This window comes from Rhodoferax sp. (genome assembly GCF_023700745.1).
In the GTDB taxonomy this organism is placed as follows: domain Bacteria; phylum Pseudomonadota; class Gammaproteobacteria; order Burkholderiales; family Burkholderiaceae_C; genus Rhodoferax.
Genome location: NZ_JAMPYG010000010.1, coordinates 45,581 through 60,165, shown reverse-complemented (window position 1 = coordinate 60,165; position 14,585 = coordinate 45,581). Strand labels below are relative to the sequence as shown.

At 58.8% G+C, this 14,585-nt stretch carries 16 protein-coding genes; 8 read left to right on the top strand and 8 right to left on the bottom strand.

What is annotated here, in order from left to right:
- The first annotated feature begins 4 nt into the window (after nucleotides 1-4).
- The 6 genes from NDJ10_RS09610 to NDJ10_RS09585 all read left to right on the top strand — a co-directional run bounded on the left by NDJ10_RS09610 (nucleotide 5) and on the right by NDJ10_RS09585 (nucleotide 6,702).
- Nucleotides 5-844: an ABC transporter permease gene (locus NDJ10_RS09610; protein ID WP_296161570.1), complete on the top strand. Its 840-nt coding sequence runs from the start codon at nucleotides 5-7 to the stop codon at nucleotides 842-844.
- Nucleotides 845-858: 14 nt separating this feature from the next.
- Complete coding sequence (locus tag NDJ10_RS09605; protein ID WP_296161568.1) at nucleotides 859-1,920, top strand: ABC transporter ATP-binding protein; 1,062 nt, start codon at nucleotides 859-861, stop codon at nucleotides 1,918-1,920.
- The gene (locus NDJ10_RS09600) at nucleotides 1,917-2,885 is read left to right on the top strand and encodes an oligopeptide/dipeptide ABC transporter ATP-binding protein (RefSeq protein WP_296161566.1); all 969 of its coding nucleotides are present in this window, start codon (nucleotides 1,917-1,919) and stop codon (nucleotides 2,883-2,885) included. Before NDJ10_RS09605 ends, NDJ10_RS09600 begins: the two co-directional genes overlap by 4 nt.
- Nucleotides 2,886-2,902: 17 nt before the next feature.
- A complete protein-coding gene (locus NDJ10_RS09595; RefSeq protein WP_296161563.1) occupies nucleotides 2,903-4,201 on the top strand; it encodes an amino acid deaminase in 1,299 nt (432 codons plus the stop codon).
- A gap of 66 nt (nucleotides 4,202-4,267) precedes the next feature.
- Entirely contained in the window at nucleotides 4,268-5,200 is a 933-nt protein-coding gene (locus NDJ10_RS09590; RefSeq protein WP_296161561.1) for a MurR/RpiR family transcriptional regulator, read from the top strand.
- Entirely contained in the window at nucleotides 5,197-6,702 is a 1,506-nt protein-coding gene (locus NDJ10_RS09585) for a D-aminoacylase (RefSeq protein WP_296161560.1), read from the top strand. Before NDJ10_RS09590 ends, NDJ10_RS09585 begins: the two co-directional genes overlap by 4 nt.
- A gap of 6 nt (nucleotides 6,703-6,708) precedes the next feature.
- On the opposite strand, the gene NDJ10_RS09580 is transcribed toward NDJ10_RS09585, so the two are convergent.
- The 8 genes from NDJ10_RS09580 to NDJ10_RS09545 form a co-directional block, all read right to left on the bottom strand.
- A complete protein-coding gene (locus NDJ10_RS09580; protein WP_296161557.1) occupies nucleotides 6,709-7,269 on the bottom strand; it encodes a GNAT family N-acetyltransferase in 561 nt (186 codons plus the stop codon).
- Complete coding sequence (locus NDJ10_RS09575) at nucleotides 7,262-8,038, bottom strand: IclR family transcriptional regulator (RefSeq protein WP_296161555.1); 777 nt, start codon at nucleotides 8,036-8,038, stop codon at nucleotides 7,262-7,264. Before NDJ10_RS09575 ends, NDJ10_RS09580 begins: the two co-directional genes overlap by 8 nt.
- A gap of 59 nt (nucleotides 8,039-8,097) precedes the next feature.
- The gene (locus tag NDJ10_RS09570; protein ID WP_296161552.1) at nucleotides 8,098-8,499 is read right to left on the bottom strand and encodes a RidA family protein; all 402 of its coding nucleotides are present in this window, start codon (nucleotides 8,497-8,499) and stop codon (nucleotides 8,098-8,100) included.
- Nucleotides 8,500-8,518: 19 nt separating this feature from the next.
- A complete protein-coding gene (locus tag NDJ10_RS09565; protein WP_296161550.1) occupies nucleotides 8,519-9,289 on the bottom strand; it encodes an amino acid ABC transporter ATP-binding protein in 771 nt (256 codons plus the stop codon).
- A 12-nt stretch (nucleotides 9,290-9,301) separates the two neighbouring features.
- Nucleotides 9,302-9,970: an amino acid ABC transporter permease gene (locus tag NDJ10_RS09560; RefSeq protein ID WP_296161548.1), complete on the bottom strand. Its 669-nt coding sequence runs from the start codon at nucleotides 9,968-9,970 to the stop codon at nucleotides 9,302-9,304.
- A gap of 5 nt (nucleotides 9,971-9,975) precedes the next feature.
- Nucleotides 9,976-10,638, bottom strand: a complete 663-nt coding sequence (locus NDJ10_RS09555) for an amino acid ABC transporter permease (RefSeq protein ID WP_296161546.1) — start codon at nucleotides 10,636-10,638, stop codon at nucleotides 9,976-9,978.
- Between the two features lie 122 nt (nucleotides 10,639-10,760).
- A complete protein-coding gene (locus NDJ10_RS09550; protein WP_296161543.1) occupies nucleotides 10,761-11,600 on the bottom strand; it encodes a transporter substrate-binding domain-containing protein in 840 nt (279 codons plus the stop codon).
- Nucleotides 11,601-12,171: 571 nt separating this feature from the next.
- Nucleotides 12,172-13,122: a LysR family transcriptional regulator gene (locus NDJ10_RS09545; RefSeq protein ID WP_296161541.1), complete on the bottom strand. Its 951-nt coding sequence runs from the start codon at nucleotides 13,120-13,122 to the stop codon at nucleotides 12,172-12,174.
- A 112-nt stretch (nucleotides 13,123-13,234) separates the two neighbouring features.
- Between NDJ10_RS09545 and NDJ10_RS09540 the strand changes: the two genes are divergently transcribed.
- Both NDJ10_RS09540 and NDJ10_RS09535 read left to right on the top strand, forming a co-directional pair.
- A complete protein-coding gene (locus NDJ10_RS09540) occupies nucleotides 13,235-14,185 on the top strand; it encodes a 2-dehydropantoate 2-reductase (RefSeq protein WP_296161540.1) in 951 nt (316 codons plus the stop codon).
- Nucleotides 14,182-14,580: a VOC family protein gene (locus NDJ10_RS09535; protein WP_296161539.1), complete on the top strand. Its 399-nt coding sequence runs from the start codon at nucleotides 14,182-14,184 to the stop codon at nucleotides 14,578-14,580. Before NDJ10_RS09540 ends, NDJ10_RS09535 begins: the two co-directional genes overlap by 4 nt.
- Nucleotides 14,581-14,585: the final 5 nt, after the last annotated feature.

Genomic DNA, 14,585 nt, shown 5'->3' with positions numbered 1-14,585 from the left:
CCCCATGAAATTCCCGCTGATTCTCAAAAAGCTGTTCCGCCGGCGCATCGTGCTGCTGGCCGCCATCTGCCTGTTGATGGTGGTCGTGATGGCGTTGCTGGCCAACGTGATTACCGGCTTTGACCCCAATGACACGGCGATCAGCCAGCGCCTTGCGGCCCCTACGGCCAGCCACATCATGGGGACAGACGAACTCGGTCGCGACCTGTTTGCGCGGATTGCCTTTGGTGGCCGTTATTCGCTCACCATTGCCGCGTTGACGGCTATGGGCGCCATTGCGTTGGGAACGCTGTTTGGGCTGGTGGCGGGTTTTTTCCGCCGGCTCGATGCACCCATCATGCGGGTGGTGGACGCGATGATGTCCTTCCCCGACATTCTGCTGGCCATCGCGTTGGTGGCCATTCTGGAGCCGTCGATGTACAACGTGGTGCTGGCACTGGTGCTGGTGTACACGCCGCGCGTGGCGCGGGTGGTGCGTGCCTCGACCCTGGTGGTGCGTGAACTGCTCTTTATTGAAGCGGCGCGAGCTCTGGGCGTGTCGACCACCCGTATTCTGTGGCGGCACATCTTGCCCAATCTCATATCGCCCATTCTGGTACAGGCTTCGTTCATCTTTGCCTATGCCATTCTGGCCGAGGCTGCGCTGTCCTTTCTGGGTGTGGGTGTCCCGCCTGAGATTCCGACCTGGGGCACCATGGTGGCTGGTAGTCAGCAGTATGCCTACCAGGCACTCTGGATTGTTTTGTTTCCCGGGTTTGCCATCATCCTGACGGCGCTGTCCTTGCAACTGCTGGGTGATGGTGTGCGTGACCTGCTTGATCCACGGCTTAAAAAGTCGATGTGAGACCGTCCTAGCCCATGAACTTGCCTCCTGCTTCTCTTGAACCGCTGCGGCTCGATGTCCGTAATCTGAGTACTTTCTTTGACACCGACGAGGGGCTGATCCGCGCGGTGGCCGATGTCAGCTTCAGCATCCGCCCCGGGAAAACCACGGCCCTGGTTGGTGAGTCTGGGTCCGGAAAATCGGTGACCAGCCTGACGCTGATGCGCCTGTTGTCGCGCACCGCATCCACACAGGTCAGTGGCCAGGCGCTGTTTACCAACCGCGAAGGTCAGACGGTAGATTTGCTGGCCTTGCCCGAGCCGGCCATGCGCCACGTTCGTGGCAATGAGATTGCGATGATTTTTCAGGAACCCATGACCAGCCTGAACCCCGTCTTCACGGTGGGCGAACAGATTGCGGAGGCGGGGCGCCTGCACATGGGGCTGGACCGCCAGGCTGCCATGGCTCACGCCCAGCGCATGCTGGAGCTGGTCGAGATGCCAGCTGCGGCACAACGGCTGCGTGAGTACCCGCACCAGCTGTCGGGTGGCATGCGCCAGCGCGTGATGATTGCGCTGGCCATGGCCTGTAATCCGACGCTGTTGATTGCCGACGAGCCGACCACGGCACTCGATGTGACCATCCAGGCGCAGATTCTGGAGCTGATGCGTCGCCTGCAGGTTGAAACCGGCATGAGTATTCTTTTCATCACGCACAACCTGGGGGTAGTGGCCCACCACGCCGATGATGTGGCGGTGATGTATGCCGGGCGCATTGTCGAGTCGGCCCCGGTGCGAGAACTCTTCGCTTCACCCCGGCACCCCTATACGCAGGGTTTGCTCGCTTGCCTGCCTGCACAGCAGCGCAAGCGGGAGTTGGCTGGCAGCGGCACGCGGCGCCTCTATGCCATTCGCGGCCAGGTGTCCAGCCCGCTGGCGCCACCGCCGGGCTGTGCGTTCGAGCCGCGCTGTGACTACGCTCAGGCTGGCTGCAGCAGTGCCATGCCGGCCTTGCTGCAAGAAAATGCACAGCGCTTCGTACGTTGCATGCTTTCACCAGCCGAACGCGCTGCGACGCCACCCAGGAGTATTGCATGAGCGCACCGTTGGTCGAAGTCAAGCAACTGCACCGCTATTTCGGCTCACGGGTCAAACCGGTGCGGGCTGTAGACGATGTGTCCTTTTCGATTCAGGCCGGCGAAACGCTGGGACTGGTCGGGGAATCTGGGTCGGGTAAAAGCACTATTGGACGCACCCTGCTGCGCCTGATTGAAAGCACCGCAGGCCAGGTGCTGTATCGGGGTGAAGACCTGGGTGCGGCCTCCAGCGCCCGCATGCGAAGCTTGCGCAGCAAGCTGCAAATGATTTTCCAAGACCCCTATGCCAGCCTGAATCCAAAAATGCGGGTGAAGGATATTCTGGGGGAGGCCTTGCAGGTGCACGGTTTGGCCAAGGGCCGTGCAGCCCGGGAGGCGCGTATCGCCGAATTGCTGGAACTGGTTGGATTGCGCGCCGAACATGCGAGCCGCTACCCGCACGAGTTTTCCGGTGGCCAGCGCCAGCGTATTGGGGTGGCTCGGGCGTTGGCGGTCGAACCCGAGTTCATCGTGGCCGACGAGCCTTTGTCCGCGCTGGATGTGTCGATTCAGGCGCAGGTGGTCAACTTGCTGTGCGATCTGCGCGACCGTCTGTCGCTGACCATGCTGTTCATTTCGCATGACCTGGATGTGGTTGAGTACTTGTGCGACCGTGTGGTGGTGCTGTACCTGGGACGTGTCATGGAAGTGGCGCCAACGGCGGAGCTGTTTGCGCAGCCTTGGCACCCTTATACCCAGGCATTGCTGGCCGCTTCGCCCAAGCCCGATCCCGAGCAAAAAAACGACTATATTGCACTCAAGGGCGATATCCCCAGTCCTGTCAATCCGCCTTCCGGTTGTGTGTTTCGAACCCGCTGCCCGCATGCGACAGACGCCTGTGCCAGTACCCGTCCCGAATTGCGGGACATGGGGCAGGGCCGTTTCAAAGCCTGTATCCGCGATGACATCACGCTGCTGACAGCGTAACCAAAAAGGAAGTTTCCATGACCACGTTGCAAGACATTCTCGATCCGCAGATTGACCATTCATTCAAGGGCTTTCCGCACACCAGCGCACCCTTGCGCTGCTCGCAAATTGCCGCGCAGCGCTGGTGCGTGCTGGACGGTGACCTGCCTCTGCCGCTGGCGCTGGTCAAGCAAGAGGCCTTGCAGCACAACCTGTCGTGGATGCAGCGCTTCGCTGTCGACAACGGCCTGGACATGGCGCCGCATGGCAAGACCACCATGTCGCCCCAGTTGTTCAGGCGCCAGCTCGATGAAGGGGCCTGGGGTCTGACCTTTGCCACCGTGGTCCAGATGCGAGCCGGTGTCTTGGCGGGTGCACGCCGTTGCCTGATCGCCAACCAGGTCTTCGCTGCGGTCGATCTGGCCGGCATTCAGGACCTGCAGCGTGAGCACGCCGGGTTGCGTGTGGTGTTTCTGGTGGATTCGCTGGCACAACTTGGCTTGATTGAAGCCTGGTACCAGTCCCAGAACGACTCCCAGGCAGACGTGCAGCCTTTTGAGGTTCTGCTGGAAATCGGTGTTGCGGGTGGACGGACCGGTTGCCGCAGCCAGGATGAGGCGCAGGCATTGGCCCGCCGCCTCCATGGCAGTCCAGCTTGCCGTCTGGTTGGCATCGAATGCTATGAAGGCCTGGGCGCGACCGGCCAGTCAGCGGCGGATGAGACTTATGCTGCAGCGCTGATGCAGCGTGTTTGTGACATTGCCGTGGTTTGTGACCAGCAGCATTTATTCGACAACGAGGAAGTGCTCCTAACGGCTGGCGGTTCGGCGATTTTCGATTTGGTGGCGAACCGGCTCAAGCCTCAGCTGTCGCGTCCGGTACGCGGCCTGTTGCGATCGGGTTGCTACGTCACACACGACCACGGGTTTTACAAACGCATGGTCAGTGCGGTCAATTCGCGTCTGCATTGCAGTGACGGTTTGCAGGCGGCCATGGAGGTCTGGGCCTCGGTGCAATCCTGCCCCGAGCCCGGGCTGGTGATCCTGGCGGTGGGCAAACGCGATATTTCTTACGATCTTGACTTGCCCATCCCGCTGTCTTTTTACAAGCCGGGAAGCGCTGCTGTGACGGATGCGCCCGCCGACTGGAAGATCAGTGGCTTGAACGACCAGCACGCTTATTTGCGCGGCACCGGCCCCGAGCATGCCGCCCTACAGGTGGGTGATGTGGTGGCGCTGGGAATTTCGCATCCCTGTACCACGTTTGATAAATGGCGCTGGATGCCGGTGGTGGATGAAAACTATGTGGTCTGCGATGCCCTGGTGACCTGTTTCTGATTTTCGCGTGTTGCCTTGACGGTCTTTGCTGCGTTACGTCAACCCACACCTCTTCGTGATCCCTTTATGACTTCAAGAGTTCTTGTCAAAATTGCCGAGACCATGGTGAGTGCGTCTACATCCAGGCGCAGTGTGCTGGCGCTGATCCTGCAAGACCCGCAGCGTGTACTGGATGAGAGTTTTGAGCAGCTGGCGCAGCGGGCGGGCAGCTCAGTGCCCACCGTCATGCGTACCTGCCGTGACCTGGGCTACCCCGGGTTGCGCGAGTTCAAGCTGGCGCTGGCGCAGGAAATGGCCGTCAGCGGTTCGCCCCTGCATCGTCGGGTGCAGCTCCAGGATGACACGCCGGAAGTCATCTCCAAAGTCATCAAGGGTGCGGCCACCGCGGTCAGCGGTGTGCAGGCGCAACTCAGCGTGGCGGCGGTAGAGGCGGCGGCCGATGCCATTGTTCGCGCCAGTCGCGTGGATTGTTACAGCGTGGGCGTGACCTCCAGTTTCATGGCGTCCGACATGCAGGCCCGGCTGTTCCGGCTGGGGCTGGTCTCCAACGCCTACCTGGACATTCATCTGCAGCTGGTTTCGGCAGCCACCATGATCCCCCAGGGCGTGGTATTTGCCATTTCGCACGTGGGCGGCATGCCTTCGCTGATCGAGGCGGTGGACGTTGCACGCTCGCAAGGCGCCACGGTGATTGCCCTGACCCAGCAGGGCACCGCACTGGCTCAGCACGCCGACATCGTGCTGGGCATCCATGTCCCGGAAGATCCGGTCATGCATGTGGGAACCGAGGCCTACCTGGTTCACCTCACCGTGATTGAGATCCTGACGGTGCTGGTGGCGCAGCGGCTGGGCGACCTGGCCGTCAAACGCCTGGGCGGCGTGCGCGAGGTGCTCAGCACGCGCGGTGTGGACATGCGGCATTACCCGCGGCTGGATTGGGACACCGGGGCTGCGGTTCGCGACAACAAACTCAAACTCAAGGACAACACTCCGACATGACACGCGCTACTTTGCTTGCGAATGGTATGGTGATCGACGGTACCGGTGCCAGCGGCTGGATCGGTGATGTATTGCTGGTGGGCGACCGCATTGCCGCCGTGGGCCGGGACCTGTCCCGGCAATTGCCGGAGGGCGTCACGCTGGATGCGCTGCACCGTGTGGACTGCACGGGCCTGGCCATCACGCCTGGTTTCATCGATGTGCACACGCACGACGACGCCATTGTGCTCAAGCACCCCGACATGCTGCCCAAGGTGTCGCAGGGCATTACCACCGTCGTCACCGGCAATTGCGGCATTTCGCTGGCGCCGTTTGTGGTGCAGCAGTCGCTGCCGCCGCTGAACCTGCTGGGGAGCGATTCGTTCCGCTTCGATTCGGTGGAGAGTTATGCGCGCGCATTGGCGGCCGCACAGCCAGCGGTCAACGTGGCCGTGCTGATCGGCCACACCACGCTGCGTTTTGCCTGTGTGGCGGACCTGAGCCGTGCGGCCAATGCCAGCGAGCTCGACGCGATGGCGGCGCTGCTCACGCAGTGCATGCATGCGGGCGCCACCGGCCTGTCGTCGGGACTTTTTTACGAAGAAGCCTTTGCCGCGCCGACCGAGGAGGTGGTGCGCCTGGCCCAGGTGGTCGCGGGTTTCGGGGGCGTCTACAGCACGCACCTGCGCAGCGAGATGCAGGCCATCATCGAGGCACTGCACGAGGCCGGCGACACCGCTTTCAGGGCCGGTGTGCCCCTGATCATTTCGCACCACAAGTGCGCCGGGCCGGCCAACTGGGGCCGCACGCTGGAAACCCTGCCCCTGATCGAGTCGCTGGCCAGCCGCCAGGCGGTGGCCATGGATGTCTACCCCTATGTGGCGGGCTCGACGGTGCTGCGTGAGGACCTGGTGGACGGCGTGATCGATGTGCTGGTGAGCTGGTCCACGCCTCATCCCGAGATGACGGGCCGCACGCTGGCGTCGATTGCGGCCGAATGGGGCGTCGACCAAAAAACCGTCTGCCGCCGCCTGCAGCCCGGCGGTGCCTGCTATTTCCAGATGCACGAGGACGACGTCAAGCGCGTCATCGCCCACCCCTTGAGCATGATCGGTTCCGACGGTTTGCCGCATGACCAGCATCCGCACCCACGGCTGTGGGGTGCATTTCCACGTGTGCTGGCGCGCTACTGGCGCGAGCAGCAGCTTTTTTCGCTGGAAACGGCCATCTACAAGATGAGCGGCTTGTCGGCCCGCAATTTCCGGCTGCATCAGCGCGGGCAATTGCAGGTGGGCTGGTATGCGGACGTGGTGGTACTGGACCCCAACCGGGTGCGAGATGCTGCTACCTACGAGGCGCCGAAGGCCTTGTCTGAAGGCATAGAAAAAGTCTTCGTCAATGGCGCACTGGCGTATGACGCAGACACTGGTGATATTAGCCACGCCCGGGTACAGGCTCGTGCGGGTCGTATGTTGGCGGGTGGGGCGGCGACAGATATGACGCAAACCCTGTTGTCAGTTTGAGTGCAATCACACCAGTAACCGACTGACGCTTGTTCTGCGAAATCCGGTCGCACGACGTGCGGGATCTTTATAAAGATCGATTTCAACAAAGCCTGTCTTGCGCATCATGCCCGCCGAGGCCAGGTTTTCTTCATGTCGTTCGATATAAATTTCCCTGAAGCCCTGCGCCGCCAATTGCGAAGTGGCTGCGCGCAGCAAGCTGGTACCGATACCACAACCGCTATGCGCACCATGCACGACCGCTTCGGAGATGTAGCCATGCGCATCACCGCGATGTGCCTCTTTCTGGTACTGTGCCATGGCCGTGCTCGCCATAAAAGTCACAACGCCTGCCAGTTCATCGTTAAGCGTCGCTAGCAAGGCTTGCGTTTTGCCGGTTTCGATATCCGCCAGATGGGCAACAAGGCTTGGTCGATGCAGATAATTCCATGGGTTTATGCCATGTTCAAAGATGAACGCGAGTACCGTTGGTACATCAGCATTTCTTGCACCATGGATCGTCAGGTGATCCGTCATGCCTTTTTTTCCTTCAGGGATGTTTCCGGAGGAAAGTACTTGGTTAAACAAACTTTATCCTTTGCGTCAACTCACTGGCGACGTCCATCAGGCAACGGAGGTATTCCTGTTTGTTGCGAAGACCATCATCCTTGGGGGCGACCAGACAAAGCGTGGCCATGCATTTTTTGTCCTTTTGGTAGACGGGTACGGCAAAGCAATGGGTGAAACTGTCGACGATGCTGTCGAAGGTGAAATACCCCGCGATGCTGGCCTCTCGGGCTTGTTGAATGAAGGTCTCTGGCGAGAGCCATTCCCCATTGGGTAATTTGAAGTCTTCCCCAGGAATGAAATCCAGTATTTCCTGGTCTGTCATATGGGACACCAGCAGGCGTCCCGATGCAGTCCACGGAATTGGCAATGCCTCGCCAACATTGGAAGAAATCCGGAAAGGTCGGATGCCCTCTTTCATCAGCGCAACGGTGTATTTATTGCCGTCGAGCATGCAAAACTGGGATGTCTCCCGGGTTGTTTCCGTAATGCGGGCCAGTGACGATTCACATTCCCCCATGGGGTCGAACTGCTCGGCATACGCGTTGTACAGGAAATACAGTTTTCGGCCCAGAAAGACTTGCCCTTCATCGCCCCGGTATTCCAGGGCGCCGTGCTTCAGCAGCAAATTCACCAGTTCATAGACTGATGAACGGGGCGCGCCAATGTGCGCCGCGATTTCATTCGGCCGCATCGGTCGACGCTGGACACGAAAAAAATCGAGAATTTCAAACGCCCGATCCAGGCCGCGAGATCGCCGAAGGGGGGAGTCTTGTCCGACAGCGGTCATGTCTTGCATTTCATCATAGGGTCAATGGCGAGCCGAATTCACGCAGGCAAACTTAACCATTAACCAGTCATCTTGGCAGGCTTACGTTTGAAGGCGATGCAATCGATCTCAACTTTGCAGTCGACCATCATCCGGGATTGGACGCAGGCCCGTGCTGGCGGATTTTCGCCGAAATATTCCGTGTATATTTTGTTGAAAGTCCAGAAGTCCCGCGGGTCATCGAGCCAGACGCCCACTCTGACGACATCCTCGACGCCGTAGCCGGCCTCGCTCAGAATGGTGATCAGATTGCCAATGGCCTTGCGGGTTTCGGCAATGATGCCGCCACCCACGATTTCACCTTGTTGCAAGGCGACCTGGCCCGATACATACAACCAGCCATCTGCTTCAACAGCCCGTGCAAAGGGCAGGGGCTGCCCGCCTGCGCCGATTTCACCAGCACCGTATCGTACAAGTGTCATTTTGGTTTTTCCTTTTTGGTTAGTTGAACGTGGAGTTTTTCAGGAACTCGGCCAATCGCTCGGTTTTCGAATGGATAAACATCTCTTTGGGATCACCCGCTTCGCCGATCCGGCCTTCATTCATGAAAATCACCCGGTTCGCTACTTCAAAGGCAAAACGCATCTCATGGGTCACCAGCAGCATGGTCATCCCTTCGCGGGCAAGATCCTTGATGACCAGCAACACCTCATTTACCAGTTCGGGATCGAGTGCAGAAGTCACTTCATCGAACAGCATCAATTTCGGGCTCATCGCAATGGCACGAGCGATTGCGACCCGCTGTTGCTGCCCGCCCGATAACTGGCCCGGATAATGGTCGCTGCGTTCCAGCAGGCCAACCCGGTCGAGCCATTTTTTGGCAATGGCATGTGCCTCGTCCTTGTTCATGTTCTTGACTTTGACGAGCCCCAGCATGACGTTTTCTGTCGCCGTCATGTGCGGGAAGAGATTGAATTGCTGGAATGCCATACCGGTGAGGGCACGTTGCCTGGCGATTTCTTTTTCACTTTTACGCCGCCGGGCGCCGTTGCGGGTCTCATAGCCGATACCCTGGCCATCAATCCAGACCTCGCCTTCGTTGAAGTCTTCCAGCATGTTGATGCAGCGCAGCAAGGTCGTCTTGCCGGAACCGCTAGAGCCGATGATGCAGACCACATCGCCCTGCTGCATGGCAAAGTCAACCCCTTTCAGCACCTCGACTGCACCAAAGCGCTTGTGCAGGTTTTTTATTTCAAGAATGTTGCTGCTCATCAGCGATGCTCCCTACGATGGAATTTTGGTTTTCCGTTCCACGAATCGCCCGAACTGTTCGATGGCAAAATTGACCGTGAAATAGAGAAGTCCGGCAAAAAAATAAAACGGCAGACTCATAAAGGTGCGAGAAATCACCTCTTGCGAGCTCAGTAGCAAGTCACTCACCCCGATGATGGACAGCAGTGTTGAAGCCTTGACCATCTCGGTTGCGGTGTTGACCCAGGTTGGCAGGATCTGGCGTATGGCCAACGGCATCAGGATATAGAGAAAAGTCTGCGTAAAGGTCAGTCCCACAGCCTTGGCGGCTTCGATCTGGCCATGCGGGATGGCTTGCAACGCCCCCCGCACGATTTCACCAACATGTGAACTGCAGAAGACAGCCAGGGCCAGGACGCCTGCCTGAAATGGACTGAGTTGAACCCCAATGGCACCCAGGATGTAGTAGCTTGCCAGCACGAGTACCAGCACGGGCGTGCCCCGAATGAAATCAGTGTAGGCACGGGTCAGCCAGCGCAGTGGTGGCACGCCATAGGTCAGGGCCAGGCCCACCCCGATGCCCAGCAGCGACCCCGCCACAATCGCCAACGCCGATGCCAGCATGGTGATGCCAAGTCCGTGGACGATGGGTGTGCGGGCAATCCAAAGCTCGTGCAGAAATTGAGTCAATGTGAAATCCATGCTGTTCACCGTGGAATGGCAAGACGTCGTTCGATATGCCGGAACAGCATGGCGAGGACGATGCAAGTCAAGACATAAATAAGGCTGGCAACGATCCAGGTTTCCACCACGCGAAAACTCTCGACGTTGATCTTGCGTGCCTGGAAGGTCAGCTCGGGCACCGCAATCGCTGCAGCGAGCGAAGTGTCCTTGAACAGCGAGATCACCGTACTGCCGAGGGCAGGCAGCACGTTGCGGAACATGATCGGCATGACGATCGATAGACGGATTTGCATCTTCGTGAGCCCGATCGCTTGTCCCGCTTCGCTCAGCCCCTTGGGAACCGACAGCAGTCCGCCGCGAAATACTTCTGCGAGATAGCAGCTGGAATACAAGGCAAGGGTGACGACGAACGATTCGATACTGCCCAGCCGCACACCGAGGTCTGGCAGGGCGAAATAGGCAAATAACACCAGCACCAGCAGCGGCGTGTTGCGTATTACCGTGACATAGGTGTTCGCCAATCGGCGCACGCTAGCCGATGGGGAAATCAGCGCGAAGCTCACCACGAGCCCAATCACGATGCCGATCAGGATCGAAGCAAAGGCGATCAGCAGACTGAGGCCCAGCCCACCCAGCAGATGCTCGAAGCTTCGCCACACAACAGAAAAATTCAAAACATAATCCATGGCGCCTTTTCCTTGGCAGAATGACAGGCCAATCGCCTTTGCCTGCTCCCCCTCCAGACCAGGCTGCGGACGCCTGCTGTAGAGGGGAGATCGCAGTTTTTGCGAATTAGATCGTCACTGGCTTACTTGAATTCAACCGGGAATCCGATTTTTGGCGGTGCGAGGTCTACCCCAAACCAGGTTTTGTAGGATGCGGCATACGTATCAAACTCCACCCCGGTCATTGCTTCATGCAGTGCTGTATTGACGAAATTGAGCCAGTCCTGATCGCCACGCTTCACGGCGCACGCATAGGTCTGAGGATTCCAGCCATACCCTGCATCTTTATATTTACCCGGGTTTTGCTTGATGAACCAGGAGATCGACGACTGGTCGGTTGCAGCGGCATCGGCCCGACCCGAATTCAGTGCTTGGTACATCAGATCCGGAGATTCGTACTGGGCGACCTTGGCCTTTGGCAAGGCAGCATGCACCATGGCCTCGGCGTAGACGTTTTGCAGCACGGCCACCGTCACTGAAGTGCCGGCCGCTTTCAAGGCGTCGTAGGTGCTACGTGCGCTGCCGGCCTTGGTCATCAGGCCAACACCTTCCCGGTAGTAGGGGATGGTGAATGCAACTTGCTGTGCGCGGCCACCGGTCACGGTCAGGAACTGGCAGGTGATATCGACCTTGTCGGTGGTGATGTTCGGAATGCGGGCGTCTGACGACTGGTTGACGAATTCCACTTTTTCCGGATTGTCAAACAGCGCCTTGGCGATAACTTTCGATATGTCGATGTCGAATCCCTGCAGCTTGTTGTCGGCACTTTTGAAGTGCCATGGTGCATTGGTACTGCCTGTTCCCACGATGAGCTTGCCGCGCGCCAACACCTGGTCGAGCTTGCTCGTTCCCGCAGCCTGTGCGGTACTGGTCAATGCGGTCATCGCAGACAGTGCTGCCAAAGCCAAAAGTCGAAATTTCATTTACCTTCTCCTTGTTGATTAAATCCACTATACCGAACACATGCCCGAAATTTTGGACATGTTTTATTTTGTTCTTTTTTTTATGTGTGTCAATAAGGATTGCCCTGTGTTGGTTCGAAAAAATTCAAACCAAGATGGATTCACTGGAATGATCACCATCTCTTTGACTTGACACAAAACAGGGTTGGTTTGAATAACTGGATGCATCTGCCACGGGCGTGTACCTGATCAGTGCCTAGCGCATGGTTGATTTCTATCTGGACTGTGGCGTCACAGGGTTGACAATAATTCGCATTGCCAGTGACGAGGGTGAACTTGGCGATTTGTTTCTGCCGGACGAACTGATCCGGCGTGACCGTTTTTGCGGGCGATGTGGTGGTGGATGACGATGGTGCCGTGCTGATTCCTGCTGCGCATCCTGGTGGAAGATGCCTGCGACATGGGTCCTGTGTGCGGTTTTCAGGTTAAGTAGATTGGCGCTTCGTCCGTCTGCTCTACGTCAGGCGCCATGGCAAGCGGGCTGCGAAAGGTCCGGGGTCCGCGTAGTCCAGCCCATAGGTGTCGGCGCCGATTAAGGCAGTTTGTCTTTTGTCGCGGCACCGCGCACCTTGCGATCCATAAAGAGACTGGCACATACGCCGCGTAGCCAAAGATTGCCCGCGTCGTTGTGAAATCTGGCGTGCCAGTGTTGTTTGACGGTAAACCCAGGGATCGCCACCGGGCATGTGAATACCCTCAAGCCATTGATTTGCGCCAGCGTCTCGCCGATGTGCCGCGGCAGGGTCGCCACCAGATCGGTGCTGGCCACTACGGTAGCCAGTCCTAAAAATCCTGGGAGTGCCAGCACGATCTTGCGCCGGATGTGATGTTGTTCCAGCGCCGCTTTCAGCAAGCCTGATCCGGTGCCAGAGACGATTTCAATATGTCCCTCCTTCTGGTAGGCGGGTGTGTCCAGCGTCTCGCCGATGCGTGGATGACGTGGGTTCACCAAGCACACCCAATCCTGGGGAAACAGGGTCTGCTGATAAAAGCCGGATTCCAGCCAGGGCACCAGCCCGATCGCCAGATCAGCTTCGCCGGATTGCAATGCTTCTGCAGACTTTTCGTCGATGTGCGCGGCCTCCAGCGTGGTTCCCGGTGCCAGCGCACGCACATGGGCCAGCAATTGAGGCAGCAGCGTGATATGACTGGCATCGGTCATGCAAATGCGAAAGTGCCGATGGCTTTGGGCTGGATCGAACGCAGGCTCCGGCACCGTGAGTTGTCGCAATGCGTCCAACGCGGCCCGCACCGAAACAATCAATTCGTCAGCCCTGGGCGTGGCCTGCATTCCATCTGCAGTACGTATGAAAAGTGGATCGCCAAGCTCTTTTCGAAGTTTGGACAACCAGATGCTCACGGTGGGCTGGCATTGCCCCAACAGCTCCGAGCAGCGTGTCACGCTGTGCGTGGAATACAGCAGGTCGAACAGTCGGAGATGTTTGACATCAAGGAGGTTGGCATCAGTCTGGTTCGTATCCATTATTGCTCCACACAATATGCTGTATTGCCACTATTTTATAGACACAATGATCTTGGATCTTTATCGTTCGGGTCCAACGGCACGATGGTGTGCTGGCCTGAATGGAGAGTTCATGAAAATTTGTGTGCTGGGAGCGGGATCTTTGGGGTGTGCCATCGGCGGTACCTTGGCCAAGGCCGGCGCGGACGTAACCCTGATCAACCGCAGACCGGAGTACGTTGATGCCATCAATCGCAATGGGTTGACCTTGCGTGACGCAGGTGGCCAGCAACGCGTCAGGGTATTGGCGGCCACCAGTGCCGCAGGTCTGGGGGTGATGGATTTGATCATCGTGCTGGTCAAGTCATTTGATACGCTGGCGGCCATGCAAGGCGCCATGTGTTTGGTGGGTGAGCACACCGTCGTGCTGTCCCTTCAGAATGGCTTGGGACATGAGGCTGTGCTGGCCGATTTGGTGGGTGCGGAACGTGTTCTGGCGGGCAAGACCTATGTGGGCGGTCTGCTGGTGAGCCCGGGCGTGGTGGTGGCCGGCACCCAGGGTAAGGAGACGTTGATTGGCGAACTCGGCTCGCACACCCCGGACCGGGCCAACGCCATCGCCGAACTCTTCAACGCTGCCGGCCTGGTCACCACCGTCTGCACCGACATTCGCGCCACCATCTGGGACAAACTGCTGATCAACGTGGCCACCGGTGCGCTCAGCGGCATCACCGGTCTGCCTTATGGTGCGCTGTACCAGGTGCCTGAAGTGCGGGCTTGTGCGCTGGCTGCGGTGGCTGAAGCCATGGCTGTGGCACGTGCCAGCGGTATTCAACTTTCGATCCAGGAGCCGCACGAGGCCTGGGACAAGGCGGCGGCCGGTCTGCCCTTTGAATTCAAGGCCTCGATGCTGCAAAGCCTGGAAAAGGGCTCGATCACCGAAGTGGACTACATCAACGGCGCGGTGGTCGAGCGCGGCGCGGCCCTGGGCGTACCCACGCCTGTCAACGCGACGCTGGTGGCCTGCATCAAGGGCATTGAGCACGGTCTCCAATCTCACCCCCAACGCAAGGAAGCCACATGAGCAGCACCACCCGACCACGCGCTTACGTGGAACATGTCGCCATCTGGGTCCAGGATATCCAATGGCACATCCGGTTTTTTGACCAGGTGCTGGGCATGACCCTGCGCGAAGTGCAGGGCCCCCTGGACAGCCCCAGCCAATACTGGACGCTGGGTGGCATGCAGTTCATGGCCAAGCCGGACTTTGCCGAACCTGAGGGTCGCCTGGGTCACATCGGCATCATGTGCGAAGACCTGGAAGTGGCCATTGCAGAGGCTCAGTCCTTTGGCGTGACCGCCATGCCGCAAGGCCGCAACTGGCTTCGCCTGCCCGATGGCCTGGCCGTGGAGCTGATCCAGGCCAGCCCTGGCAGCGTGGCACACGCCCTGTCGATCAACCCCCGCAACTTTTCCTGAGATCA